The organism is Arthrobacter sp. Bi83 (genome assembly GCF_918698095.1).
GTDB lineage: Bacteria > Actinomycetota > Actinomycetes > Actinomycetales > Micrococcaceae > Arthrobacter.
The window spans coordinates 65,955-90,842 of record NZ_CAKKLY010000005.1 but is presented as its reverse complement, the minus strand read 5'-3'; the positions used below and the strand labels follow the sequence as shown (position 1 = coordinate 90,842).

Annotated in this window: 21 protein-coding genes; 8 read left to right on the top strand and 13 right to left on the bottom strand. The window is 65.6% G+C overall.

What is annotated here, in order from left to right; all coding sequences use genetic code 11:
• Positions 1–92: 92 nt before the first annotated feature.
• A complete protein-coding gene (locus LQ144_RS04650; RefSeq protein ID WP_230117397.1) occupies positions 93–1,184 on the bottom strand; it encodes a Zn-dependent alcohol dehydrogenase in 1,092 nt (363 codons plus the stop codon).
• Between the two features lie 198 nt (positions 1,185–1,382).
• On the opposite strand from LQ144_RS04650, the gene LQ144_RS04645 reads away from it, so the two are divergent.
• The 4 genes from LQ144_RS04645 (at position 1,383) to LQ144_RS04630 (ending at position 6,733) form a co-directional block, all read left to right on the top strand.
• Positions 1,383–2,468, top strand: a complete 1,086-nt coding sequence (locus tag LQ144_RS04645; protein ID WP_230117396.1) for a Zn-dependent alcohol dehydrogenase — start codon at positions 1,383–1,385, stop codon at positions 2,466–2,468.
• A gap of 133 nt (positions 2,469–2,601) precedes the next feature.
• Entirely contained in the window at positions 2,602–4,110 is a 1,509-nt protein-coding gene (locus LQ144_RS04640; protein WP_230117395.1) for a 4-hydroxyphenylacetate 3-hydroxylase N-terminal domain-containing protein, read from the top strand.
• A gap of 8 nt (positions 4,111–4,118) precedes the next feature.
• Entirely contained in the window at positions 4,119–5,585 is a 1,467-nt protein-coding gene (locus LQ144_RS04635; RefSeq protein ID WP_230117394.1) for an MmgE/PrpD family protein, read from the top strand.
• Positions 5,582–6,733, top strand: coding sequence for a flavin reductase (locus LQ144_RS04630; RefSeq protein ID WP_230117393.1), 1,152 nt, complete (start codon positions 5,582–5,584; stop codon positions 6,731–6,733). Before LQ144_RS04635 ends, LQ144_RS04630 begins: the two co-directional genes overlap by 4 nt.
• A gap of 197 nt (positions 6,734–6,930) precedes the next feature.
• Here the strand turns inward: LQ144_RS04630 and LQ144_RS04625 are convergent, their stop codons facing one another.
• Together LQ144_RS04625 and LQ144_RS04620 are read right to left on the bottom strand one after the other, a co-directional pair.
• The gene (locus LQ144_RS04625; protein WP_230117392.1) at positions 6,931–8,556 is read right to left on the bottom strand and encodes an FAD-dependent monooxygenase; all 1,626 of its coding nucleotides are present in this window, start codon (positions 8,554–8,556) and stop codon (positions 6,931–6,933) included.
• Between the two features lie 51 nt (positions 8,557–8,607).
• The gene (locus LQ144_RS04620; RefSeq protein ID WP_230117391.1) at positions 8,608–9,459 is read right to left on the bottom strand and encodes a fumarylacetoacetate hydrolase family protein; all 852 of its coding nucleotides are present in this window, start codon (positions 9,457–9,459) and stop codon (positions 8,608–8,610) included.
• Between the two features lie 628 nt (positions 9,460–10,087).
• On the opposite strand from LQ144_RS04620, the gene LQ144_RS04615 reads away from it, so the two are divergent.
• Positions 10,088–13,561 (top strand): choice-of-anchor D domain-containing protein, encoded by a 3,474-nt coding sequence (locus LQ144_RS04615; protein ID WP_230117390.1) that lies wholly within the window; start codon positions 10,088–10,090, stop codon positions 13,559–13,561.
• Between the two features lie 54 nt (positions 13,562–13,615).
• Here the strand turns inward: LQ144_RS04615 and LQ144_RS04610 are convergent, their stop codons facing one another.
• From LQ144_RS04610 to LQ144_RS04575, 8 genes are all read right to left on the bottom strand, one after another.
• The gene (locus LQ144_RS04610) at positions 13,616–14,017 is read right to left on the bottom strand and encodes a hypothetical protein (RefSeq protein WP_230117389.1); all 402 of its coding nucleotides are present in this window, start codon (positions 14,015–14,017) and stop codon (positions 13,616–13,618) included.
• 205 nt (positions 14,018–14,222) lie between these two features.
• Positions 14,223–14,696 (bottom strand): DUF4383 domain-containing protein, encoded by a 474-nt coding sequence (locus LQ144_RS04605; RefSeq protein WP_230117388.1) that lies wholly within the window; start codon positions 14,694–14,696, stop codon positions 14,223–14,225.
• A gap of 157 nt (positions 14,697–14,853) precedes the next feature.
• The gene (locus tag LQ144_RS04600) at positions 14,854–15,090 is read right to left on the bottom strand and encodes a hypothetical protein (RefSeq protein WP_230117387.1); all 237 of its coding nucleotides are present in this window, start codon (positions 15,088–15,090) and stop codon (positions 14,854–14,856) included.
• 445 nt (positions 15,091–15,535) lie between these two features.
• Entirely contained in the window at positions 15,536–16,174 is a 639-nt protein-coding gene (locus LQ144_RS04595; RefSeq protein WP_230117386.1) for a hypothetical protein, read from the bottom strand.
• 165 nt (positions 16,175–16,339) lie between these two features.
• Positions 16,340–16,669 carry a hypothetical protein gene (locus LQ144_RS04590; RefSeq protein ID WP_230117385.1) on the bottom strand — a complete coding sequence of 110 codons (330 nt, stop codon included), beginning with the start codon at positions 16,667–16,669 and terminating at the stop codon, positions 16,340–16,342.
• A 79-nt stretch (positions 16,670–16,748) separates the two neighbouring features.
• Positions 16,749–17,444, bottom strand: a complete 696-nt coding sequence (locus LQ144_RS04585) for an alcohol dehydrogenase catalytic domain-containing protein (RefSeq protein ID WP_230117384.1) — start codon at positions 17,442–17,444, stop codon at positions 16,749–16,751.
• Positions 17,445–17,927: 483 nt separating this feature from the next.
• Positions 17,928–18,833 (bottom strand): DUF308 domain-containing protein, encoded by a 906-nt coding sequence (locus tag LQ144_RS04580; RefSeq protein WP_230117383.1) that lies wholly within the window; start codon positions 18,831–18,833, stop codon positions 17,928–17,930.
• Between the two features lie 123 nt (positions 18,834–18,956).
• Positions 18,957–19,286: a hypothetical protein gene (locus LQ144_RS04575; protein WP_230117382.1), complete on the bottom strand. Its 330-nt coding sequence runs from the start codon at positions 19,284–19,286 to the stop codon at positions 18,957–18,959.
• Positions 19,287–19,331: 45 nt separating this feature from the next.
• Between LQ144_RS04575 and LQ144_RS04570 the strand changes: the two genes are divergently transcribed.
• The 3 genes from LQ144_RS04570 to LQ144_RS04560 all read left to right on the top strand — a co-directional run bounded on the left by LQ144_RS04570 (position 19,332) and on the right by LQ144_RS04560 (position 21,737).
• Complete coding sequence (locus LQ144_RS04570; protein WP_230117381.1) at positions 19,332–19,514, top strand: hypothetical protein; 183 nt, start codon at positions 19,332–19,334, stop codon at positions 19,512–19,514.
• A gap of 354 nt (positions 19,515–19,868) precedes the next feature.
• Positions 19,869–21,035, top strand: a complete 1,167-nt coding sequence (locus LQ144_RS04565; RefSeq protein WP_230117380.1) for a class I SAM-dependent methyltransferase — start codon at positions 19,869–19,871, stop codon at positions 21,033–21,035.
• A 414-nt stretch (positions 21,036–21,449) separates the two neighbouring features.
• The gene (locus tag LQ144_RS04560) at positions 21,450–21,737 is read left to right on the top strand and encodes a hypothetical protein (protein WP_230117379.1); all 288 of its coding nucleotides are present in this window, start codon (positions 21,450–21,452) and stop codon (positions 21,735–21,737) included.
• A gap of 353 nt (positions 21,738–22,090) precedes the next feature.
• Here the strand turns inward: LQ144_RS04560 and LQ144_RS04555 are convergent, their stop codons facing one another.
• Both LQ144_RS04555 and LQ144_RS04550 read right to left on the bottom strand, forming a co-directional pair.
• Positions 22,091–22,987 carry a 2-dehydropantoate 2-reductase gene (locus LQ144_RS04555; protein WP_230117378.1) on the bottom strand — a complete coding sequence of 299 codons (897 nt, stop codon included), beginning with the start codon at positions 22,985–22,987 and terminating at the stop codon, positions 22,091–22,093.
• A gap of 165 nt (positions 22,988–23,152) precedes the next feature.
• A complete protein-coding gene (locus tag LQ144_RS04550; protein ID WP_230117377.1) occupies positions 23,153–24,826 on the bottom strand; it encodes a thiamine pyrophosphate-binding protein in 1,674 nt (557 codons plus the stop codon).
• Between the last annotated feature and the right edge of the window lie 62 nt (positions 24,827–24,888).

The window sequence follows — 24,888 nt, the reverse complement described above, 5'->3', positions numbered from 1 at the left end:
ACTGCCGGAAACAGCAATCGGCCGGAAACACCAGTGGAGCCGTCCGAAAGGGCGGCTCCACTGGTTTTAGGGTCTGTGCGGATCCGAGGGACTCAGAAGTGGGTGATCACCGAGCGGGCCACTGAACCACCGCGCAGCAGGTCGTAACCCTCATTGATCTGGTCCAGCGAGATATGCCGGGAGACCAGTTCATCCAGCTTGAAGCGGCCCTGCAAGTACAGTTCCGCGTACATGGGGATGTCGATCTTGAGGTTGGTGGAGCCCATGGCCACGCCCCGGATGCCCTTCTGCTTGCCCATCAGGTCGCCGAAGGGGGTCACTTCCAGGCGGGTTTCGGGTTTCTGGACTCCGATCAGGAACGCGGTGCCGCCGATGTCCAGCATCGCGACGGCGTCCATTGCTGTCTGTTTCAGGCCGATCACTTCGAAGGCGCAGGTGACTCCGCCGCCGGAGAGGTCCTTGACGGCCTGCACGGAGTCCCCGTCCCCGGCATTGACGATGTCCGTGGCACCAAAGACCTTGGCGAGTTCGAGCTTGCCCGGCTGCAGATCGATTGCGATGATCCTGCGCGCGCCGGCCAGGGCGGCGCCCTGGATGACGTTAAGCCCCACCCCGCCGCAGCCGATGACGGCAACGGTATCTCCGGGACGGATTCGCGCCGAATTGATGGCCGCCCCGGCCCCGGTCACCACCCCACAGCCCAGGAGGGCGGCGCGGTCGAACGGGATGTCCTTGCTGACAGAGACCACCGTATTCTCGTGGACGAGCACCTGCTCGGCGAAACCGCCGACGCCGATGAACTGCGTCAGTGCGTCGCCGTTGCGGCTCAGCCGCGGGCCCTGGCCTGGGGTCCGCTGGGTTTCCTGCGGATGGCGGCACTGGTAGGGGCGGCCGGTCAGGCATCCCCGGCAATGGCCGCAGCTGTGGATCGGCGAGGACACCACGTGATCGCCGACGCGGAACTCCGTGACGTCCGGGCCTACTTCGGCCACCACCCCGGCGATCTCGTGGCCGAGCAATGCGGGCATGGGAAATCCCACGTTGGTCTCGGCCACATGCATATCGCTATGGCACAAGCCGCTGGCGCGGACGTCGATAAGCACCTCACGGCCCATCGGATCGGCGATGTCGATGTCCTGGACTTGGAACGGCTGACCTACGCCGTCGAGCACTGCTGCTTTCATGACCGTTTGTTCCCCTCAATGAATGAGCCGGGATGACCGGCATGGACGTGACTCAGGCCACAAATATAAATATAGTAGATGCTGAAGTGCAAAATAACTAGATTATCGATTATTAGCCACATTTTAACGGGCGCCAGTCCACGCACATCAGGTAAGTGCATCACCAGGCAAGCTCGCCACCAGACAAGGGAGTCAACGATGAAAGCTGCAGTCATCAACGAAATTAACCGCCGTTTTGATGTGGAAGAGATCAGCATCGGGGATCCGGTGGGCCGCGAGGTCCTCGTGGAGGTCAAGGCTGCCGGCTTGTGCCATTCGGATCTGCTCGTCGCCTCGATCGACCGCGGGCGCCCGCTTCCCATGGTTGTCGGACATGAAATGGCCGGCATCGTTGCCGCCGTCGGTCCTGACGTCCGGGACCTCGCCGTCGGGGACCACGTGGTTGGCTCCGAAGTGAAGTTCTGCGGGCATTGCGAGGAATGCCTGGCCGGCCACAGCTACCGCTGTGTCAATCCCGGCGAGGTCTCCCGGCCGCTCGCTGCCGGATCCAAGCTGCGCAGGGGCGGCGGGGATGTGCACGCCTTTGGCGTCGCCGCCTTTGCCGAGTACACCATCTGCCACGCCAACACCCTGGTGCGGATCCCCAAGGAGGTGCCCTTCCCCCAAGCTGCCGTGCTCAGTTGTGCGGCCATTACCGGCGTGGGGGCGGCGCTTAATACGGCGAAGGTCCAGCCGGGCGACGCTGTTGCCGTCATCGGGCTGGGCGGCATCGGCCTCAATATCCTGTCCGGCGCCAGGATCGCCGGGGCCACCACCATCATTGGCGTCGATGTGCATCCGGCCAAGCTCGAACTGGCCGCACGCTTCGGCGCCACCCACGTGGTGAACTCCAGCGAAGAGGATGCTGTGGCCAAGGTGCGGGGGATCAGCGGCCGCGGCGTGCATCACTCCTTCGAGGCAATCGGGCTGGGGGTAACCCAGGCCCAGGCCATCGAGATGACCCGGGTGGGCGGCGGCGCCTACTTCATCGGCATCCCGCAGGGCGCGCCCCTGGAGGTGGACGTGCTGCGCTCACTCATCGCCTCGCAGCGGCGAATCCAGGGCGTCTACATGGGATCGAGCAACATCCGCCGGGACATTCCGATGTACGCCGAGCTCTACCTGCAGGGTCGCCTGAACCTCGATGACCTGGTGGCCCAGGAAATTCCGCTCGAGGGGATCAATGACGCCTACCGCCTGCAGGAGTCCGGTGCGATCGCCCGCAGCGTCATCACGTCGTTCTGACCGGAGCGCACCAGGAGGGCATTGCCAAGGCCACTCTTTTTATATAAAATCGTTTAAAGAATGCATTTTCATCTCACAATGTTGTGAAAGTTCCCAGGTGCCAGCACTGGTGCCAGCCAAAAAGGAGTTCAAAGTGACAGCACGCACCGGAGCAGAGTACAAGCGGGGCCTGGATGACGGCCGCGAGGTATGGCTGGGCTCGGAACGCATCTCGGTCCTGGAACACCCGGCCTTCAAGGGTTCTGTCGAAGGCATGGCCGGCTACTTCGACTACCAGCACAAGTACGCGGCGGACTGCCTGACCACGCATCCGGAGACCGGCGAGGCCATGAATGTGAGTCTCTCGCTGCCGAAGAACGCGGAGGACATCGCACTCCGGCATCGCGCTTTCGACCGCCTGGCCCGGTACTCCAACGGCATGCTGGGCCGCACGCCGGACTACGTCAATGTGGTCCTGGCCGGACATGTGTCCCGCAAGGACATCTTCGACCGCTCCGGGGATCCGGTGTACCACCAGCGGCTGGCGGCCTACCACCGCGAAGTGATCGAAAAGGACCTCGCGCTGACCCACACCATCGTGCATGCCGCAATCGACAAGAGCGTCGGCGAACTGCAGGGCATGAACGAGGAACTCACCCTGCGCGTAGTGGAGCGGACCGAGCAGGGCCTGATCGTCAAGGGCGCCAAGATGCTCGCCACCCTCGGGCCGATCGCCGATGAGCTGTACGTCTACCCCGCAGTACCCATCCAGAAGGGCTTCGAGGAGTACGCCATTTCCTTTGCCATACCGGTGGCCACGCCGGGCGTCGTCGGCGTCTGCCGGGACCACTACGGCGTGGACGCCGATGTAGCGGACAAGCCGTTCTCTGCCCGATTCGACGAGCAGGACGCCGTCATCATCTTCGACGACGTCCTGGTGCCCTGGGACCGCGTGTTCATCGACGGTAACCTGGACGTCTACAACTCCATCAACGCCGGCACCGCGTCCGGCAACACGCAGCAGCAGACGGCCATCCGCGCCGCCGTGAAGCTGGAGTTCGCCTACGACCTGTGCACGCAGATCGCCAAGGTGACCGGCACCGAGAACAAGCCCGGCGTCGGCGCGATGCTCGGCGAGATCTACACTTACCTGCGCCTCACCCGCGCGGCCATCCACTCCGCGGAAATGCGGGCCTCGGACTGGGGCGGCGGAGCGTTCTTCTGCCATGACGACATCAGCTCGCTGCGGGCCATCATGCCCGGCTGGATGATCCGGATCAACGAAATCATCAAATCCATGGGCTCGCACAACCTGCTGGCAACCCCCACGGGCGGTGCCTTCAACGATCCGCGCCTGGGCCCGCTGCTGAAGAAGTACCTGCCCGGCGCGAACGGCATCAGCGCCCAGGAACGCGCCCGCATCATGCGCACCGCCTGGGACTTCGCCGGCTCGGCACTGGGCAGCCGGATCGAGCTCTACGAACGTTTCTATCTTGGCAGCATCGGCCGCGCCCGCGCCCTGGACCACCGCAAGGCCCAGGCCGCCGGGGAAACCGGCGCCTACAAGGCGATGTTCGAGGAAATCGACGGCATCCCCGCTGCGGACGACGGCTTTCCTGCCGCGTCCGCCAGTGACCGGATCGCCGTTGGGGCGCGGGGCTAGGTTCCGCCATGACAGCGCAAATAGCAGAGGCCGCCGGCCGCGGAAACGGCCTCGAAAACGGCACTGAAAACATGGCGGGCACAGTGGCCCGGCACGTCGCAGAGACCAGCTTCGAGGCCCTCGACGCCGGCACCGTGGCCCGGGCCAAGATCCGGATCATCGACTCGCTGGGCAACATCGCCGCAGGCCACCGCGCCCAGGGCAACGGCGCCGTCCTGGACCTCGCCCGCCGCTGGGGCGGCGCGCCGGAATCGCGGGTGCTGGTCCACGGCATCCGCCTCCCGGCGCACAATGCGGCGATGGTCAACGCCGTGATGATGCGGTCCTACGACTTCGAGCCGATCGGTGCGGAATACGAGGACCAGACGCAGTCGGCCGCCCACATCAGCGGGACCACGGTTCCGGTGGCCCTGGCCGTCGCCGAGCAGCAGGGCTCCTCGGGCCGGGACCTGCTCACCGCACTGATCCTGGGGGACGACCTCACCTCGCGCCTCGCCGCGGCGTCGGGCTTTGACGTCTACAGCGGCCAGGACAACACAGGCACCGTCAACGGCCTCGGCGGCACCGCCGTCGCCGCCAAGCTCATGGGGCTGGACGCGGACCAGGTCCGGAACGCGCTGGGAATCGCGGTGAACCAACTGTCCGGAACCGTGGCCAACATTTTCGACCAGACCCTCGCGTTCAAACTGCCCATCGCGTTCGCCGCCCGCAACTCGATCGTGTCCGCGGAGCTGGCGCAGGCCGGGTTCACCGGGCCGGCGGACGCCATCGCGGGTCCGCACGGGTTCCTGGACATGTACTGCGCGTCACCGGCGCCCGGCAAGGTGACCCGCGGTCTCGGCCGGGCCTTCTATGCGGACTGTGTGATCAAGCCGTGGTCCTCGTGCCGGGCGAGCCACCCCTCACTGGACGCCTGCGTGCGGCTGGCCACCGAGAACGTGCTCAACGAGGATGAGATCGAGGAGATTCTCATCCATGTGACCCCCCGGACCCTGAAGGGTTTTGTGGGCCAGCCGTTCGTGATCGGGGACTGCCCGGAGGTTTCCGGCGCCTTCAGCATCAGTTTCACGGCCGCCACGGCCCTGATGTACAGGACGGTCCGGCCGGAACACCTCACGCTGGAGCATATGCAGGATCCGCGGCTGCAGCGGCTGCTGGACAAGATCCGACTGGTTGATTCGCTGCCGCCGGCGGAATCGCTCACCGCCGAAGTGGAGCTGCGGCTCCGGGACGGTTCCGTGCTCAGGACCAGGACGGACGTGCCCAAGGGGGACATCTACGCCAGCCCGATGAGCGGGACGGAGATCTTGGACAAGTACTACGCCAATGCCGAGTTCGGCGGCAGGATCCCGCGCAGGAATGCCGAGGAAGCGGTCCGGCTCGTCCAGCACCTTGAGGACCTGGACAGCCTGGCGCCCCTCATCAAACTCTTCACACCCGACTTCTCAGCACTAAATCCCAGGAGGATGAAATGAATACACCCCAGGTTGTACCCACCGCGGAGATCACCGTCGATCCCGCCGCTTTCCGTCACGTCGTGGGCCATTTCGCCAGCGGCGTCACGGTGATCACCACGGTTGTGGACGGCGAGCTGTACGGAACGACGGCGTCGGCCGTGTCGTCGCTGTCCATGGAGCCTCCCATGATGCTCGCCTGCCTTAACCGCTCCAGCTCCACGCACGACGCCGTGCTGAAAGCCGGAGTGTTCGGCATCAACATCCTGGCCGAGGACCAGAGCGACCTCGCCATGAAGTTCGGACGCAAGGGCGGAGACAAGTTCGACGGCGTCTCGGTCACCATGTCGGCCGAGGGCGTTCCCATGCTGGACGGCGCCCTTGCCACCATCGTCTGCCGGGTTGCGGAAACCCCCACCGGTGGCACGCACACCGTGTTCCTTGGCCAGGTTACGGATGCCAAGGCCACCGCAGGGGAGCCGCTGGCGTACTTCCGCGGCGCCTTCGGTCGACTGGAACGGGTCAGGGAGCTCGCGGCCTACGACGCCGTGCGTGACTGGGTGCTGGGCCGGCGCACCCCGCTGCACCAGGCACTGGATCCGGTGGAGATCGCTGAACAGGCCAAGTCCGATCCGCACAACGTCCACAACGCCCTGGTTAAGTTGACGGCCGAATCCCTGGTCATCCGCGGGGACAGGGGCGAATTCCTGCCCGCGCCCATCACCCGCCAGCTGACGGACAGTGTCTACGACGGCCGCCTCACTATCGAACTCGGCGTCCTCGCCAGCCACTTCGGGAAGTTCACGGACGAGGACATCGCGGAATTGAGCCGGCTCACCGACGAGCTCGCACTGCTGCGCCAGGGCGGCCAGGAAGCCCTGGACAAGTTCCTCAAGACCAACGCGAAGTACCACAACCGCCTGGTCAGCGTGGCGGGCTCCGCCCAGCTCACCGACGCCTTCCGCCGCCTCGGAATCGGCACGGTCTGGCGCGAGGCCCTCAACAGCGAGGAGTGGGCCCGGAAGATGGACCACAGCCACATCGTCGAGCTCACGGCGGCGCTGAAGGACCACGACTACGAGCGGGCGGCGGAGGCGCTCCGCCTGCACACGTCCTTCGGCAAGCAGTTGGCCAGCGACGTGATTGAACGCCACGGCGGCGAGGTGTAAGCAGCAGATTCAAAGCCCGACGGCGGGGCCGCACCCAGGGATTCCGATCCCGGCGGGTGCGGCCCCGCCGTCGTTCTGTAGCCGATGTTCTGTACCGGTTGTTCTGTACCGAGCGCACTTTGTACAGGAACAGCCTGGGACAGCAAAAGAGCGGGGAGGCCACGTGGCCTCCCCGCTCCTTTGTGCCCGTCTATTTGTCAGCGTGCAGCAGGTGTTCCTGTTTCGGCGTGCCGCAGGAGGTTCAGCTCCGGCACATAGGCGGCCAGCGCGTCAAAGGCCGTCTGCTCGGTGTCCGGGGTGGTGGCTGCTGCGACGTAGCGGTCGGGGCGCACAACGAGGGTTACGCCGCTGCCGGCAACAGCCTTGAATGCACCGCTGGTGTCGGTGACTGCGGTGGTGCCGCACAGCGCAAGGGGGGAGCTGCCGTCGTCGGTCTCTTCAGTGCCGTTCCCGTCAGTGCCCAAGCGCCGGACTTCAATGGCTGGGCCGCCGTCAGAGGGGAAATGCAGCAGTGCCCACCCCGTACCGAGGACGGTGTCCAGCGGGACGGCGTCGCCGGTGGGCAGTGTGACCTGCGGCTGGGACAGCGAGCGGCCCACCAGCGCGGCCGCTGCCTTCGGGACACCGGCGCCCGGGGCCGCCATACAGCCGTCGGTGAAGTGCGGCTGCTTGAGGAACTTCATGCCCGCGAGCCATGCCTTGGCGGCCGGAACGATGCCGGACGCGGTGATGGCGGCGTCGCGGATGGCGGTGAGCGCGGGGTTGACGTTCATCACCACTATGCCGATCCGGTGGGAAAGGCGCACCATGTCCACCGCGTGCGGGCGCCGCTCGGCCTGGTAGGTGTTCACCAGTGCCTCGGTTCCGGTGCCCTGGACGTTGGCGGCGATTTTCCAGGCGAGGTTGGCGACGTCACGGATGCCGGCGTTCAGGGCCTGGCCGGCGAACGGGGGCATCATGTGGGCTGCGTCCCCCGCGAGGAGCACGTGCCCCACGCGGTAGTTCAGGGCCACGCGCTGGTGGGCAACGTAGACGGCAGCGCGGCGGATGTCCGCCGCGACGATCGTCTGGAACGGCGCGATCAGCCTGATGATGGCCTCCGGAGCGGTCACCGCCGCGGCCTCCTCACCGGGGAGGAGCATGAACTCGTAGCGGCGGCGGCCGTGAACTCCGGGGACCACCACGACGGGACGTGTCCCGTTGCAGTGGAACTCGGAAAACCGTTCCGGTTGGCCCGGGGTGTTGATGATGTCCACCACGATCCACTTCTGGACCTGGGTGGAACCTTCCATCGGGATGCCGAGCTGGGATCGGACCGGGCTGCGGCCGCCGTCGCACGCCAGCACCCATTTGGAGCGGACGGTGTGCTTGCCGTCGTCGTCGATCAGTACCGTGTCCGCGTGCTCGGGGCCGTCCGTGATGCGGAACGCCTCAGTGTTGAAGCGGACGTCGATCAGCGGACGGGCCCGGGCGGCTTCGAGGAGCAGTGATTCCATCACGGGCTGGTCGAACTGCGATTTGCCGGGCTGGCCCAGCCGAGGGCTCGCGGGGTAGACCTCCGCCAGCAGCTGTTCCTTCCGGCCGAAGTAGCGGGCGCCCGTGTCCATGAGCATCTCTGGCGCCAGCCGGTCCAGAATGCCGATCTGCTGCATGACCCGCAGCGTCTCGTCGGTTGCGCTGATGGCCCGCGGTTCGTCGCTTGTCCCGGCATGGCGTTCAACGAGCATCACGTTGACGCCCTGGTCCGCCAGCAGGTTCGCCGCGGCCAGGCCGATGGGGCCTGCCCCGATGACAACCACGTCTGTTTCGATGATTTTGTCCATGCCGATCAAAGTTCCGTTCCTTGAGGAGTGCAGTCGGGGGAGCAGGGCAGGTCAGGAGACGAGTTCCACCGTGTTTTTCAGGGTGCCCAGGCCGGTGATTTCCACCTCGACCACGTCCCCTTCCGAGAGCAGCCCGGACGGTTCCATGAACAGGCCCACGCCGCCGGGGGTGCCGGTGACGATCACATCGCCGGCGGAGAGCTTGGTGAAGCCGGTGACGTAGGCGATCAGCTGCGGAATGGTGAAGTACAGATCGGCCACGGAGGCCTTCTGGCGGATGTCGCCGTTGACCCGGGTTTCCAGGGTGAGTGCGTTGACGTCGCCCAGGTCGGCAGCCGGGACGAGGTAGGGGCCGAAGCCGCCGGTGCCGGGGAAGTTCTTGCCGGGGATCCACTGGGAGGCCGCGAGCTGCCAGTCGCGGACGCTGAGGTCGTTGTAGGCGGCATAGCCGGCAACGTAGTCAAAGGCGTCGTCTTCGGCGACGTGGAACGCATCCTTGCCGATGACCAGGGCCATTTCGCCTTCGTAGTCGAACTTGGTGGTTGTGGCAGGCATCTGGGCCGGCTGCAGGTGGCCCATCTGGGAGTCGGCGAAGCGGGTGAAGATGGTGGGGGCCTTCTGCTCCGTCTTGCCGGACTCTTCCTGGTGGCTGCGGTAGTTCACGCCGATGCAGATGACCTTGCCGGGATCCGTGACGGCGGGGAGGAACTCGATGTCCGCCTCCTCGCGGGACGGGGCGCTGCGGAACTCTTCACCGACGGTGCCGAAAATGCCCTGCTCGACGGCGGCGCGGAGTGTGCGGGCAAGGTTGGCTCCGCTGGGGCCGAGATCGTAGGCCCGTCCGTCGGCGATGATGCCCCAGGTGGGGGAGCCGTCTGGGGATACGAAGCTTGCGTAGTTCATGATGGTGGTTCCTTTCGCGGCGGCGGCGCGCCGGGGAGGTGATGCAGTCCCTCCCTGTCGGCGGCTGTGCCGGGCAGGAGGAATGTGCATCCTTAAACAAGGAATACATTATCTTGGTTTTACGCATTATGGCTAGGCCGTGGGTGGAACCCCTAGCAGCAGGGCCCGGCGGCGAGCTTCGCCACGTTGATGCCGCCGGCAATACGGCCGGCAGCCAACGCGATCACCTCCGGCGGACCAGGTTGCGACGCATCAACCCCCTTCTTAGGGGGTGGGAATGAGTTTTTTGCGGGTCGACTCCCATTTTTTCCTAGGGCGCGACGCTGACAGTGGGATGGTCCTGAAGTTGGTGGTTTGGGAGCCCCGCTCAGGACTACCGGGCCCGATGCACTTAACTGCACCGGACACGGCGCCTAGTCCAACGACGGTCTGAAGCAGGTCTCAAACATGCGCGATCAACGGGAAACTGGGGCGTTGACTCGCGCCTCGGCTACAAAGGTGTCCTCCAGGCGCTTCGGCGGCCACGGTTCCTCATACGGGGCAGGCAATGTTTAACGAGGCCGCGAAGGGAGAAGGACGCTCGCGGCGCTCTTTGCCGCTGCAACGCCGACGCGCGTGGAGCGCTCTTGTGTCGGCAGCCCTTGCATTCGCCGGCCTGTCCGTCAGCGGAATCGCCGCCGCGGACGTCGGCACGATTGGCCGCGACACGCTTCGGACCGGGTGGGATAGCACCGAGAGCACGCTCTCGCCGTCGTCCGTCTCGTCCTCGAACTTCGGCAAGCTGTTCTCCACTGCGGTGGACGGACAGGTCTACGCCCAGCCACTCGTTGTCGGCGGCACCGTGATTGCCGCGACGGAAAACAATGCCGTTTACGGGCTGGACAGTGTCACAGGGGAGACGAAGTGGCAGCGTTCCCTCGGGCCGGCCTGGCCGGCGTCGACCGTCAGCTGCGGTGACCTCACGCCCAACATTGGAATCACCTCCACTCCGGTGTTCGACCCGGAAACAAACAGCGTCTTCCTTCTGGCGAAGACGAACGACGGAGCCAGCCCGCAACTCCCGCACTGGTACATGCATTCCCTCGACCAAGTGACCGGGGCGGAGAGGCCCGGGTTCCCCGTCCTCATCAGCGGCGCCCCCACCAACGATCCGACCCGCCCCTTCAATGCGATGACCGCCATGCAGCGGCCCGGACTGCTGCTTATGGACGGGGTGGTGTACGCGGGCTTCGCCAGCCACTGCGACTACACCCCCTTCGTCGGCTACGTCATCGGGGTGTCCACCAGCGGACGGCAGACAACGATGTGGGCCACGGAATCAGGGAACGCCAACGCGGAGGGCGGAATCTGGCAGTCCGGCGGAGGGCTGGTATCCGACGGCCCCGGTCAAATCCTGTTCGCCACCGGGAACGGCATCTCCCCGAAGGCTGGCCCGGGCAACATTCCTCCCAGCACCCTGGCGGAATCGGTGGTCAGAGTCCAGGTTGGAAGTGACGGCAACCTGAGCCCAACCGACTTCTTCAGCCCCGCCAACAACCTCAAGCTGGACCAGAGCGACGCCGACCTGGGTTCCGGGGCCCCGGTTGCCATCCCTGACGGCTATGGCACGGCCGAGCACCCGCACCTGCTGGCACAGGTCGGCAAGGACGGCCACGTCTACCTGCTGGACCGGGACAATCTGGGCGGCATGGCGCAGGGGCCGGGCGGAACCGATGCAGTCCTCGACGCAGCCGGACCGTACAACGGGGTGTGGGGACGGCCCGCGTTTCTCGGGACGGCCGACGGCGGGTATCTCTACACCGTCGAGAACAGGGGTTTTCTGCGCGCGTTCAAGCTTGTGCCGACCAGCACGGGCGGGATCCTGCTCGCCTCCGTCGGGACGTCCGCAGGCACATTCGGGTACACCTCCGGCGCGCCAGCGGTGACCTCTTCCGGCACGGACGGGTCCTCCGCCCTTGTCTGGGCGGTCTACTCCACCGGAGCAACCGGGGTCAATGCGGAACTGCGGGCCTACCGCGCCCTCCCTGACACCACCGGGTCCCTCCAACAGGTGTTCAGTGCCCCGTTAGGCACAGCCGCCAAGTTCTCCTCGGTGGCCACTGACAACGGTCGGGTGTACGTCGGCACCCGCGACGGCCACGTGCATGGCTTCGGCGCCCCGACAACTGCAGCCGTGGGCGCGGCGGACACCGACCTGGGCGCAGCCGAAGTGGGCGCCACCCAGACCGGCAATGTCACGATCACCGCCACCCGGGCGGTGACGCTCAGCTCCGTCACAACAGGGGCGCCGTTCGGGATCGGAGCTTCGAGCAGCCTGACCGGCACCCTGCAGAGTGGTGATAGCCTGACCGTCCCGGTGACCTTTTCGCCGACAGCTCCCGGGCAGGCTGACGGGACGCTGGCCGTCACGACGGCCGACGGCGAGACCGTGCTCCTGGGCATCCACGGCGTCGGCACACGAGACGGCCTGGGCGCCACCCCCGCCGCGCTCCTGTTCACTGACGTGCCGACCCTGACGAGCAGCCAGCAAACTGTCAACATCGTCAACACCGGTGCGACCGTCGTCGAGATCACCGGCGTCACCCTGCCGGCCAACGCGGAGCTTAGCGTCGACCCGACCACGCTGCCGGTAGCGGGCCAGCAGATCCAACCCCTCGCGTCGGTTCCGGTGTCTGTGACCTTCAGCCCCACGACGGCGGACCCGGTGGCCGACTCGCTGGTCATCGTCAGCGACCGCGGTTCCGTGACCGTGCCGCTGACCGCGACCGCCGTGTCCGGCACGGCGCACCTGGACATGCCGCCCGCGCTGGACTTCGGTGACGTCCCCGTCGGAACATCAGCCACGGCGGACTTCACCATCCTCAACACCGGCAATATCCCGATGATGATCACCAAGGCGAAGGCGCCGCAGGGCGACTTCTCGACGATCGCGCCCATCTCCGAGGGCCTCACCATTCCGCCAGGTGAATCCGCGTTCCAGAGCGTGACCTTCACGCCGACGGCCCTCGGGCAGGCCGGCACACAGGACACCTTCTATCTGATCACCACCGATGACGGCCAAGGCGCGCTGAAGGTGATGCTCACCGGCAACGGCACCGACGACCCAATCGCCGTCAAGGCACAACAGATCAGTGCCGGCCGCCCCGCGTCGTCCCTCGGGCGCGCGCTCACCGGACAGTACGCCGTCGCGGATGGAAAGTGCCAGGACTTCGTCAGCGGGGTGATCTGCTGGTCACCGGCGACAGGTGCACATGAGGTCCATACAGCGATCTACACCAGCTACAAGGCCGCGGGCGGCGCCACGGGCATGTTCGGCTTCCCGACCACCGACGTGACGGTCACGCCGGATGGGGTGGGGCGGTACAGCAACTTTTCCGGTTCGGGCGGGACCTCGATCTATTGGTCGCCGAAGACCGGTGCGCATGAGGTGCACGGTGCCATCCGGGCCTTGTGGGCGTCGCTGGGCTCGGAGAAAGGCCTGCTCGGCTATCCGACCACCGACGTGACGGGCACTGCGGATGGGGCGGGACAGTACAGCCACTTCTCCGGTTCGGGTGGGGCTTCGATCTATTGGTCGCCGAAGACCGGCGCGCATGAGGTCCACGGCGGGATCCGGACCAAGTGGGCGGCGCTGGGCTGGGAGAAGGGCCCGCTCGGCTATCCAACCAGTGACGAGAAAGGCACTCCTGACCGGGTGGGGCGGTACAGCCACTTCTCAGGTTCGGGTGGGGCTTCGATCTACTGGTCGCCGAAGACCGGCTCGCATGAGGTTCACGGAGCGATACGGACCAAGTGGGCGGCGCTGGGCTGGGAGAAAGGCCCGCTCGGTTATCCGCTGACTGACGAGATGGGCACCCCGGACCGGGTGGGGCGGTATACCCACTTCTCAGGTTCGGGTGGGGCTTCGATCTACTGGTCGCCGAAGTCCGGCGCGCATGAGGTCCACGGAGCGATCCGGGCCAGGTGGGCGGCGCTGGGCTGGGAGAAAGGCCGGCTCGGCTATCCAGTGACAGACGAGTACCCGGTTCCCGGCGGCCGGGAATCGGATTTCCGCGGCGGCCGGCTGGTCTGGAAGGCGCGGACAGGAGTAATTAGCGGATAGCGTGAAGGGTCCGGCGTTGGGGCGGAGGCAGGATTGGAACCGGTCGACGTCGCTCTACTTCCACTCGAAAAGGCGGCCTTCGGACTTGCCGTCCGCCACCTGGTACTCGAACAAGACTGCGATCCCGTTGAGGCGGCTCAACTCGTCTGACGTGGTTTCGTAGAACAATGCACCCCGCCAGGTGAGTTGACCCGGACCGGTGAAGCTACCGACCCCGTGGCCGGTGAAGGTGGCTGTCTGCCCGCTTGCGGTGACCACAAATCCGTTTCCGTTGCCGACGACTGTGCCGCTGGGACGAATCGTGCCGACATAGGTGACATTGACGTCAACTTGGACACCGCAGAGCGTGCCGACCTGATGGTCGGTCACTTCGGTGCGCGGACCGCGGCCAGTGTCTTCCAGAACCCGCGTGCTGATGGTCTCGCCGTTGAGTTCCCCGATTTGTTCTCCGAGCATGATGATCTCCTTGCCAGTTGGATCGGTGGCTGGACCGGAACGACTGCCACGTCAACGTGACGTTCCAGTCCGGATCAGCCGGGAATACGCATCCGTGTTCAGGCTGCATCGGGAGCCGCGGACGCAGAGGGCAGACCGTCCCCGGTGCAGATTTCCCGCCCGGGGGACGGCCGCCGTCGTCGGTTATTCAGAACCGTGGGTGGCGCTATGTGGCGCTTCCCCTAGTCCTCTCCATCGCATCCCTGCCGAGCCAGAGGCCCAAACCGATCATGGCGACGCCGAGGAGCAGATGCAGCCAATTGTCGGCAGTGTTAAGCGGGACAAAGTTGGCGCCCCCGTCCATGTCAATGAACAGGCCGTAGATCCACAGAACCACGTAGACCGCGCCGCCGCCGAGCAAGAACCAGCGGGCCATCTGGGCGGTCCGGGCCATTGCAATGCCGGCCGCGCCGAACAGCAAATGGACGATGTTATGCAGTACGGACACCTGGAAGACTCCAAGCAGCATTGCCCCGGACTCATGTCCGGCAAAGTTCATGGCGCCGTAATTGGTGGTGATTCCCGGGATGAACCCGAGGACTCCAACCAGCAGGAAAACCGCACCAAGACCCATGGCGGTGTTGTGGAGGGACAGCCCCATCATGTGGTGGTGCTCGGTGGGGTGTGAAGCGGTAGTCATTGGTCTGCCTTTCACGCTGGTTACCGGCTCTTCAGATGGAGAACCGGCCTCGCGGCAGGAGTCGCCGGACTTCTGCCGACGCCCAAATCCTACTCCTGAAAACCGCGCCTGTGCAGGGAATAAAGGGGCTTTCCAGAGCATTCCGGGCGGCCGTGTTCTAGGCAGGGGAGGAGGAGGCGGATCCGCCCTCGGCCAGGCCCATGAACATGGTCCGGTGCAGGATGTCCACGTGCTTGCGGGCGACCTCGGCTTCGTCCCATTGGCCGGCGCGCAGGGCTGCCACGAGCGCGACGTGGTCGCAGTTTGATTTGTGCAGCAGCTCGATCGAGTAGGGGATGAAATAGGCATAGAGCTCGGCCAGCGTCTCGTGGTAAACCTCGACGGCGGTCCCCAACTCCGACGCGGTGCCAGCCCCGCCGCGGTGCCCACCAGTTGGTGGAACTGCTCATCTGCCTCGCCGTGTCCGCACTGGGGGAGGCCCCTCGCGGGGAATCGCTCCACCCGCGGGGGATAGCGCCGTTTCGCTGCCTGGATCCGGCCAAATGGGTCTTGAGCCTGACGGGAGCGATCTGACCCCAAGAACGTGTGGCTAAATGCGGGAGTAGGCCGTAGTCACTGCCGGCGTGGGCGGGCGATCCACGAACGGGAGGAGCAATGGGAATTGGCGTCCCGGCCAGACTACGCGCAGCCTCATATTCACCCCGTCCATGCCGGCCGGCATCGCGCCCTGCGGGCCTACCCCTCCCCGCTGACCGGTTCGGGGCCCGAACTAAACGAAGGTGGTGTAGTTCCACGGATACCAGGTTCGTGCCTCTGACCGGGGACGAGTTCTCAAATCCTTACGTGGATGATGCCGGGGCGCTCTCAATACCGAAGTGCCACAGTGCAGCGTCCAGGTCCGCAGCGCGCCACCCTCGTGACTCTGCAGCAGCGCGGATCACGGCCGACATGTTGTCGTAAGAGGTGTCCTCGATACCGGCGGTCTCGGCCACTCTTCGTATCCGCACATCAGTAGTCACCCCCGTTGAGAGTCCACTGAGACTGTCGATGTAGTCCAGCGTCTTGGGGCTCACATGACGTACAGCTGCGAGGGCATCACGAACAACCGGCCTTTCTGCTGGGTCAGTGAGTCTGGCGCGGAGTTCCTCTACAGTTTCGATGCCCTGATCCTCAAACACACACGTTAAGTCGTCTATCTGAGCGAGGCGGCCCGGCGATGGCCAATCGATGACGTCCGAGAGGGTTCCCGTAGCAAGACGTTTCCGGAACCCACTTGTGGTTCTTGCATCTGGCCATGAGGCAACCAGAGCGACAACGCGCGGCTTTACGGTTGCCTCGTAATTTTGGCGTCGCTGCAAGGAGGCATCGACAATGATCGCTCCGATGGAAGCCCAACCACGGCTAACCTCAGTCGAGGCGTCGATGCCGTGGGAGTCAATGAAGGCTAGGAGTTTGGCGGTGTCGCCATCGATAGTCATAGGTGAATACTTCCACGGAACAAGACGGTCTAGGAGCGCCGTCACTAGGCAGTACGGCTGCGGCACCGGTTCGGCCGGCGGGTTCACGTCGGCTGTGCGGTCATCTTGCGAAGATCGGTTGCTGCCGTGGTAGGAACTGCCTTCTCCTTTGGCTCTGAGAGGCCGCTACCGCGCGGCGGAGTCCGGCACCGAACCCGCCGGAGCCACCGAACCCGCCGGACCCCAGGAGGCGAGGAGGGCGAGGCCCGCGGCCACCGCGGCGCTGAGCACCACCGCGCCCAGCCAGAGGGAGACGGGCCAGCGGATCGCGTCCGTCACCGCGGGCGCCACGAACTGTCCCGACCACAGGACCGCCGCGATTCCTCCCGTGAGGGCCGGAAGCCGGGCCAGCAGCAGGTCAGACACGACGGCGGCAACGGTGGCGCCCGCGGCTCCGGTAATTGAATACGTGTGGAATCCCAGCATCGCGACGGGCAGCCATGGTGCAGCGGCCACCAGCAGGGTGACGACCCCGCGGGCCGGGCGCCTCGTCGCGGAGACGTGAAGAGGAAGGGGGTGATGATCAGCGCGGTGGTCAGCAGGTAGCTGGCCCGGGTGATGACCATCGGCATCTCCGACTGGCCGCGCCCGAGGCTGCCGAACGCGTCGGAATAAAGAGGGCCGTTGGCCCCGGCCGGACGACGGCGGAGACGTAGATGAGGAAGAACGCCCCCAGACCGGTCATGAGTACGACGGCGAACAGCGCCGTCGGGGTCAGGGCCGGATGATTGTCGGGGCTGGCTGAATGACTGGCCCGGGCGCGGCGGACCGCGGTGCCCAGGATGAGGAAGAGGCTGAAGCCCAGCAGCAGGTGGTGTGCACCGCCGTCGTGATCTGGCGGAACCGGACAGCCGGTCATGTAGGGGAAGACGAGGCCCACGACCTCTGCCGGGTCGAGGTCCTCGGGTCCCTCCACCGCGTCCTCCTCGGGAACGCAGACGAGCTCTGCGTTCGCACCCCATACCGTCAGTGCTCCGACGCGTTGTCCCTCCCGCAGCCTGGTGCAGCCCTGGCCCAACTGGTCGACGACGCCGACCAACTCGTAGCCGGTAGTGAACGGCGGCTTCGGCACGCCGAAATACGTGCCGGCGCGCAGTCGGGAGTCGGTGAATGACACGCCGGAAGCCAGAACCCTGACTCGGACCTCGCCCGGACCCGGCCGGGTATCGTCAGCCTCCACCACTCTTAGGACATCTGGACCGCCGAAATGGTCGACGACGACACGCTTCATGCGGCCAGGGTACGTCTGGCGCTGGTGGTCAGGTCAGGGACTTTGGTCCAGTCTCGGAAAGGAGTATCCGGACGAGCTGAAGCCAGAAGCATCGAGCCTAAACCTGTGATGTCCTTTCAGCCGCAGGCCGCTTCCACAGTGCGACTGCGAGGACCGCTACCCAAAGCAGGAATGCCCCGGTGCTGATTCTTTCGCCAATGCCCAGCACGAGGTTCGGTCCCGGGGCCGCTGCGAATGCGACCATACCCGTAACCGCAGAAGCGACGAGCGAGACGATCGAATACGTCCGCATCCGGCCGTGGAACCCCGCTGCCACGAAACACATTGCCGCGGGTAGAGGGCGCCCATGATGTTCCACAGCGTGGGCGGTAAGCAGGCCGGCACGGATGCGCAGGGCGCGGTTGCCTCGTACGGAGTTCCTCCCCAAAGCACGGCAAGGCCCCCGGCAAATTCGCCGGAGGCCTTGAACGCTTTCTATAAGTGTTACTTCTTAACGGCTATGAAGACTTTGTCGGCGATCATGCCCGGCCTGACGGCAAGGACGCCTTTGCTGGCCGTGGCGGTCGGCACTTGAATGGCGATGTTGCCGGTTGCGGTACCACCCTTATATAGAGTGCTCGTGGTGTCGATAGCCTCGGGTGCAACGGCGCTGGTGTCGAGTCGATTGACGGTTTTCCCGTCTGCGGTGACGTAGTCGACGGATACGAAAGCCGGCATCTGCCCATTGGCCTCATTGCCGATATAGGTCGCTGAGTAATTCACCAAGATATACTGCGAACCCGCAGTCGCGGGCTTATTGAATTGGTTGGCCGCTGCAACTGCATCAGAAGCAGCAAGAGTGACTGAGTTGACTACGACGCGCCAGTCTTTCGATTCGACGACCGACCCGATCGGCGAAGGATTTTCGCGGGTTCCGGCCTGGGCGGCGGGCTTGCTCTCTGCTGGTCCAGGAGTGCCCCCTGCATCGCCGGACGGTGCTGCCACTTTGGTGTCGCCGCCGCCGAAAGCGTTGGATGCCGACGTCGCGACGACGGCAAAGAACACGGTAAATCCGACGATCGTTCCAACGATTGAAAGGATTAGGGCAGTGATACCCATCCCCTTGGCCTTGTCCTTGAGGAAGAGGGAGACTATGGCCAAAACGAATGCAATCGGCAGCAATATCCAGCCGATAATGAGAGCGCCGGGAATGCAGGCAAAAATGAACCCAAGTGCCGCGGTAACAAGCGCAATGAGTCCAATTACGTTGCGTTGCTTCTTTACCTTCGTCGGTTCGGGAGGAGGCGTCATCGTTGCCGAATCATAATTCGGTTGCGCGAGAGGAGTTTGCTGTGGCTGATGGGGCGAAGTCTGCTGTGAGCTTGCCCCCGGAAGCTCTGATCTTGTCATTTCGTAATGATGGCAGAAGGGGTAGGTTTATTTTCTTTATGACCGGCCTTTTGGGCCATATTAAGGACACCAGCTCACGATCTGAAGTCATGCCGGTCTTGGGCTAGAAACTTTTGCATGGATTTAACTACTTCTCGAGGGGAAGTAAGTAAAATCTCGGCAGTTCTTGATTGCAGCATTTACGCCTGCGGCACCCCAGCCGCAGGCCGCTTCCACAACGCGGCTGCGAGGACCGCTACCCAGAGCAGGAACGCCCCAGATGCTGATCCGTTCGCTGATGCCCAGCACGACGTTAGGCCCCGGGGCCGCCATGAACGCCACCATGCCCATCACCGCGGAAGACGCGAGCGAGACGATCGAATACGCGCGCTTCCGGCCGTGGAACCCTGCGGCCACGAAGCACATTGCCGCGGCCATGAGGGCGAGCTGGATGTTGGTGGCGAGGATATGCATGGGAATGGAGCAGCGTCCCCCAGCGTCCGCGGGTAGAGGGCGCCCATGACGTTCGACAGCCCGTACCCGGTGAGCAGGCCTCCGCCGATGCGCAGGGCGGGTGCCGCGCACGGAGTTCCAGACGCCCACCCCGAACGCGGTGAACAGCGCCGTGTAGAGCCACGTGAATGGCAGCAGGACGTCCCGGCCGGGGGAGCCGACGGCGAAGAGCCCGCTCGCCACCTGTAAGCGTGTGGCCCCGAAGCGCCGCCACGGTTGACGCGTTCCGGGACAAGATCAGACACCTGCCGGTGAAGGTGATGGCCGCCGGCGGGATCCGGGACGAGGTGGAAGCGGCCGAAGTGTTGGGTACGCTGACGGCGGGTCGGGGGTCGGGTGGCGGCCACGGCACACCTGTATCCTGACAATGCAGGTTGAATGGTTCCAGCGGCCATCAACCAAGCTCGGTTCGCGGCCGGATGACGGTCCGGAATCTTGGGCGTAGCCATCCACGTTGTCGAATCACCGCCGCAATCGTCAGTCTCCGATTGGCCCCCCGGACTCTTGGAATGGATCTTTATCACTACCGACAAGCCAGTTCCCGTGGGAATCCCGACGCCGGTCCTCAAGCCCGCGCGCACAGCTGCGATGAATGATCCCGCCGTCGTGACCTGGGCCGAGGCTGGTGAGAGCATGACCGCGCGATGGCGTTCGGCGAACGGCAGACCGGCGCCGACGCGCGTCGAAGTGGTCTCCGACTCTCTCACGGCCGATGATGCGAACCGGATGGCGTCACAGGGGATCGCGATGCTCTGGCACGGTGACTTCCACAACGCACGGCAGATCCTCAACGCCATGGACCGGCGGATAGGCGCCGGAAAGAAAGAGACCGCAGCAACTCCGGCCGATAAGTTCTATCGGCACCGCCAGTCCCGCTCGCACCGTGCACGCATTCTCGGCCTGCTGCTGATTCCTCTTGATCCGGGTCCGGTGGTGCCGCTGCGCCGCGCACCGGACATTCGGCAGGCCGCCGCTGAAGCGTACGGCGATATCGGCGAACCTTCCATTGTGTCCCTGCATGAGCTTGTCGGGGCCATTGGCGCCCACGAGTGGCGACGGAATGGCGTCCACGTCGATGCCCTGCAGGGCCGCATCCACCCGCACTATGGCACGTTCTTCCCCACCCGGAGCGAGTATGTGGATCTCGTGGCTGCCGCTGCACTGCCCTCTGACACGCTGGCGTTCGACATCGGAACCGGCACGGGGGTGCTCGCTGCCGTCCTCGCCCGCCGTGGCGTCCACCGCGTGGTGGCGACGGACAATGAACCGCGTGCAATCGCCTGCGCCGCTGAGAATTTCCGGAACCTCGGCGTCCAGGACCGTGCTGAGGCCGTCCTGACCGACATGTTCCCGCCCGGGCGGGCACCCCTCATCGTGTGCAACCCGCCCTGGATTCCGGCCACGCCGCATTCCACCCTGGACAACGCCGTCTACGACCCCGGGAGCAGGATGCTGTTCCGCTTCCTGAACGGACTCTCCGACCATCTGGAACCGGGCGGTGAGGCCTGGCTTGTCCTCTCCGACCTGGCCGAGCACCTTGGCCTGCGGACGCGTGACGATCTGCTGACCGCCATCGCGGCGGCTGGGCTGAAGGTTGTGGAACGGCTAGACACCAAGCCAACGCATCCGAAGGCATCGGACCGCGACGATCCCTTGTTCGAGGCGCGCACGGCCGAGGTCACCTCGCTGTGGCGGCTTGTTCGCCGATAGTCCGGTGCGATAGGGCGTAGCCGTCAGGTCACCTGGCCAGCGGCCGCGGTCGGGGAGTACGACGGCGGCGCGTGGGCTGGGTGCCGACGACGGCGCTGCGTGCCGCCCCAATGAGCGATTCGAGGTCGGACAGGCCCGTGAGGAAACCTCCGTGGCCGGAGGCCAGCACCAGGGTGCGGCCGTCCTCTGCCGCGCGGGTTGCCCCGACGGCGCTGGCAACGTGAGTCTCCCCACCTTATTTTGAGTAGCTCACATTAAGCCGTAAAGTTAGGCGCAGGCCACCGTAGCCCTTGAGTACCGCACCGGTGAACATACCCGGGCCAGCGGGGCAAGCGACACGACGCGCAACCGCCCTCCTGCTTGAGCGGCACAAGAACCTGTATGGCCCTCATCCCGAAACCCCACGGAGAACCCATGACTTTGCTGACCGAACGCCCCGCAACCTCCTCATCCACCACCGAAACCACTCTCACGAACGCTACCGGCATCACTGTCGCTGACACCGCAGTGCGCGGCGGCAGCTACGTGACTCTCCCCGCCGGCAGCCTCCCCGTCGGCGTCGAGGGCAGCTATGTCACCGTCGCCGGCGGCCGAAACTTGCCCCCCGTCACCCGTGGCAGCTATGTCACAGTGGACGGCACTCCCGTTGTTGCCGCCAGCGTCATCGAGGGCAGCTACGTATCGCTTCCAATGGCGGCATAGGGTCCAGCGGCCTGCGGGGGATAGCACCGCCGGGCATAAAAAGGAGGCCGACGGCGACACTGGGTGTCGTCGTCGGCCTCCTTTTTCGTGCCAGCCGGGCAACTACCCCGCCACCGCAGCCTTCGCGGCCCGGGAGGCCTCCATCCATTCGCTCAGCCACGGGGCCCGGACGCTCGACGTGATGCGGCAGTCGGCCACGAAGGCTCCATTGGGGGGTCCTAGACGCGAGTTCTGCTGGGAAGAGGGTCTTGTCCGGTCTTGTGGCAGCGGGAAGAGCACGGCGTCGCCGGTTGATCAGCTCGCCGGCTCTTGACCCTGGCTCCGCCGTCTGCTGGCCGCGCCGGAGTGGTGGTTCAGGTTGGAAGGCTGGCCCTGATCTGGATGAGGGTGAGCTCCAACAGTGGCGTCGGGACGTTGAGGCTGCGGGCTCTGCCTGCAAGGTCGCCGAGGATGTGCTCGGCTTCCGATGGGAGACCTGCGCTGAGGTCCCGGTACAGGGAGGAAGTGAACGCCGATCCCGGTTCAGTCAGGATACCGACCGCCTGCGCATGACCGGCGTCGGAAACGGGATGTCCTGCCGCCGCCGCCACCGCTTCGGTTTCACTGATGGCCTCCAGGATCCTGGACCGCCCGCCGGCCTCGATGATCCGTCCAACCGGCGCCCGGAACAGGCAGTTGACGATTCCCGCGGCCGCGATGAATACCCATTTCTCCCACAGGGCGCCGGCTACGTCGTCCACTACCGAGAAGTCGACGCCGGGCACGTCCAGAGCCTCGGAAACATCCGTAGGGACAAGGTTTCCGTTGAGCCCGCCCACCGTGAGGGAAGTGAGGGGCATCTGCTGGCGGACCACATCGCCGTCAAGAGTGGCGACGATCCGGGCCAGGCCGCCGAGCACGTGGCCCGGGTACAACTGCTCAAGCCGGTCCACATGGGCCATGCCGTTGAGGATGGGAATGATGCTGGTTCCAGCCCCCACGAAAGCGCCAAGCTCGCCGAGTACGCCCTCGACCGCGGTGGCTTTGACCGTGACGAGGATCAGATCGAAGGCCTCTGACCCGTCCGGTGCCGTGATGGTTTTTACCGGGTGCGTCCGGTCAGCGGTGGGGGAGATGAAGCGTAACCCGTCGCGGCGAAGGACGTCCTGCTTGCGCGGCCGCACCAAATAGGTGACATCCCGTCCCCCTTCCTGCAGGAGCGTGCCGAACGCCCCGCCTGTGGCTCCGGCTCCGACGACGAGTATCCGCATGGGTACATACCTTTCCGGGGTGGTTTTCAAGGATTAACCGGAAACAGGAGCCTGGAACAGCAGATGAGGCTTTGTATCCGATGTTCCAAGGCTAGGGGTTTCAACGGGACTGTGCGGGTGGCATTCGCCTGGCATGCCTGATCACTTCGTTATCGCCAGGGTTAGCTAGCCCGCCACCGCCGCCTTCGCCTCCTCCTTGGCCTTCATCCACTCGCTCAGCCACGGGGCCCGCACGCTCGACGTGATCCGGCAGTCGGCCACGAATGTTCCCCTGGCGCCGGCGTCGATCCACTCCTCGAGCGCGGAAAGGTCCGCCAGCGAGCGGATGATCGCCGACTCCGCACCGAGCGCGCGGGCGATACCGCTGAAGTCCACCTCGGGGATCAGCATGGGTTTTTCGGTCAGGCCCTGGGAGCCGTACTGGTGGATTTCGGCTCCGTAGGCGGCATCGTTGTAGATGACGACGACGGCGCTCCTCGCCGCCCCAATCAGCGATTCGAGGTCGGACAGGCCCATCAGGAAGCCGCCGTCGCCGGAGGCCAGCACCAGGGTGCGGCCGTCCTCCACTGCGCGGGCTGCCCCGACGGCGCTGGCAAGGCCGAGCCCGATGGCCTGGTAGGCGGTCCCCACCATGACCAGGTCCTGCGGCCTCGGGATACGCCAGTACATGGGTGCCCAGCCCACGAAATGCCCTCCGTCCTGGACCACCGTGCGGCGCTCCGGCAGGACGGCATCCAGTGCCGTGGCAAGGGAGCGCGGGTCCAGCCGGCCGTCCGGGGTCTCGTCGGAGCCTGGGTGGTGGGCCGGTCCTTCGGCCAGGCGCTTGCGGGCTTCCGCGCGCCAGGCTCCTGCGCGGCTGGCGTCCGGCGAGGCCGGGCCATCCAGCATCCGGAGGATGCGTCCCGCAGCAGACTTCACGTCCGCACTGACGAACGTGTCCACCCGGGAGTGCGTCGGCTGCAGGGCGGCGTCGATCTGGATGACAGTGCTGTCCGGGCCGATCAGGTGCCCGAACCGCATGGTGAAGGGGCTCAGGCTCGCCCCGGCCACGAGAACCACATCAGCCTCACCCATAAGCCCGGCCGCGGTGTCCGTGCCGAAGCCGCCGGCGACGCCGAGGTATCCCTCGCCTTCGAGGAGGTTGAGCGCCAGGGCGGTTCCGGCGGTCAGCGCGCCCAGGCGGTCGGCAAGCTCCCGGAGCTCCGGGCCGGCGCCGGCGAGATGCGCACCGCGGCCGGCCAGGATCAGCGGCCGCTTCGCCCCGGCGAGCAGCCGGGCTGCCTGCCCGAGTCCGCCGTCGACGTCGTCCGTCACCTTCGCTGCCGACGGCACCGGAAGCTCTTCGTCCGCAGCCTCGAGTGCCGCGAGGTCGTAGGGAATGGCAATGACGACGGCGGTCCGCTTGGTGAGCGCGTACTCCACCGCCTGCTGCGTGATGGCGCCCGCGGCGTCGCGGCTGACGGTGAAGGTCGCCGCGCCGAGGCCCGCGGCGATTGCCGCCTGGTCCACGTCCTGGGACCTGGCGCCGCTGCTCGGCGCGTCCCCGGTGACCAGCACCACGGGGATCTGGGCCTGGACCGCCTCCGCAAGGGCGGTGAGCGCATTGGTGTAGCCGGGGCCGTAGGTGGTGGTGCCCGCTGCGAGACGTCCTGATGTCCGGTAGTAGGCGTCGGCCGCGGCGATGGCGGCCCCTTCATGGCGGACGGGGGAGAAGCGAAGGCCCAGCTTTTCCGCGGCGTCCAGGAAGTAGACGTTTCCGTTGCCCATCACGCCGAATACATCGCTGAGATAGGTGCTGAGAACCTGCGCCACGCGGCCGGAGACGGTAATTAAAGTCATGCAGGAATCTTGTGGGCTGGTGCACAGATAGGCAAGAGAGGCGAGTTTGATTGGGATATTTG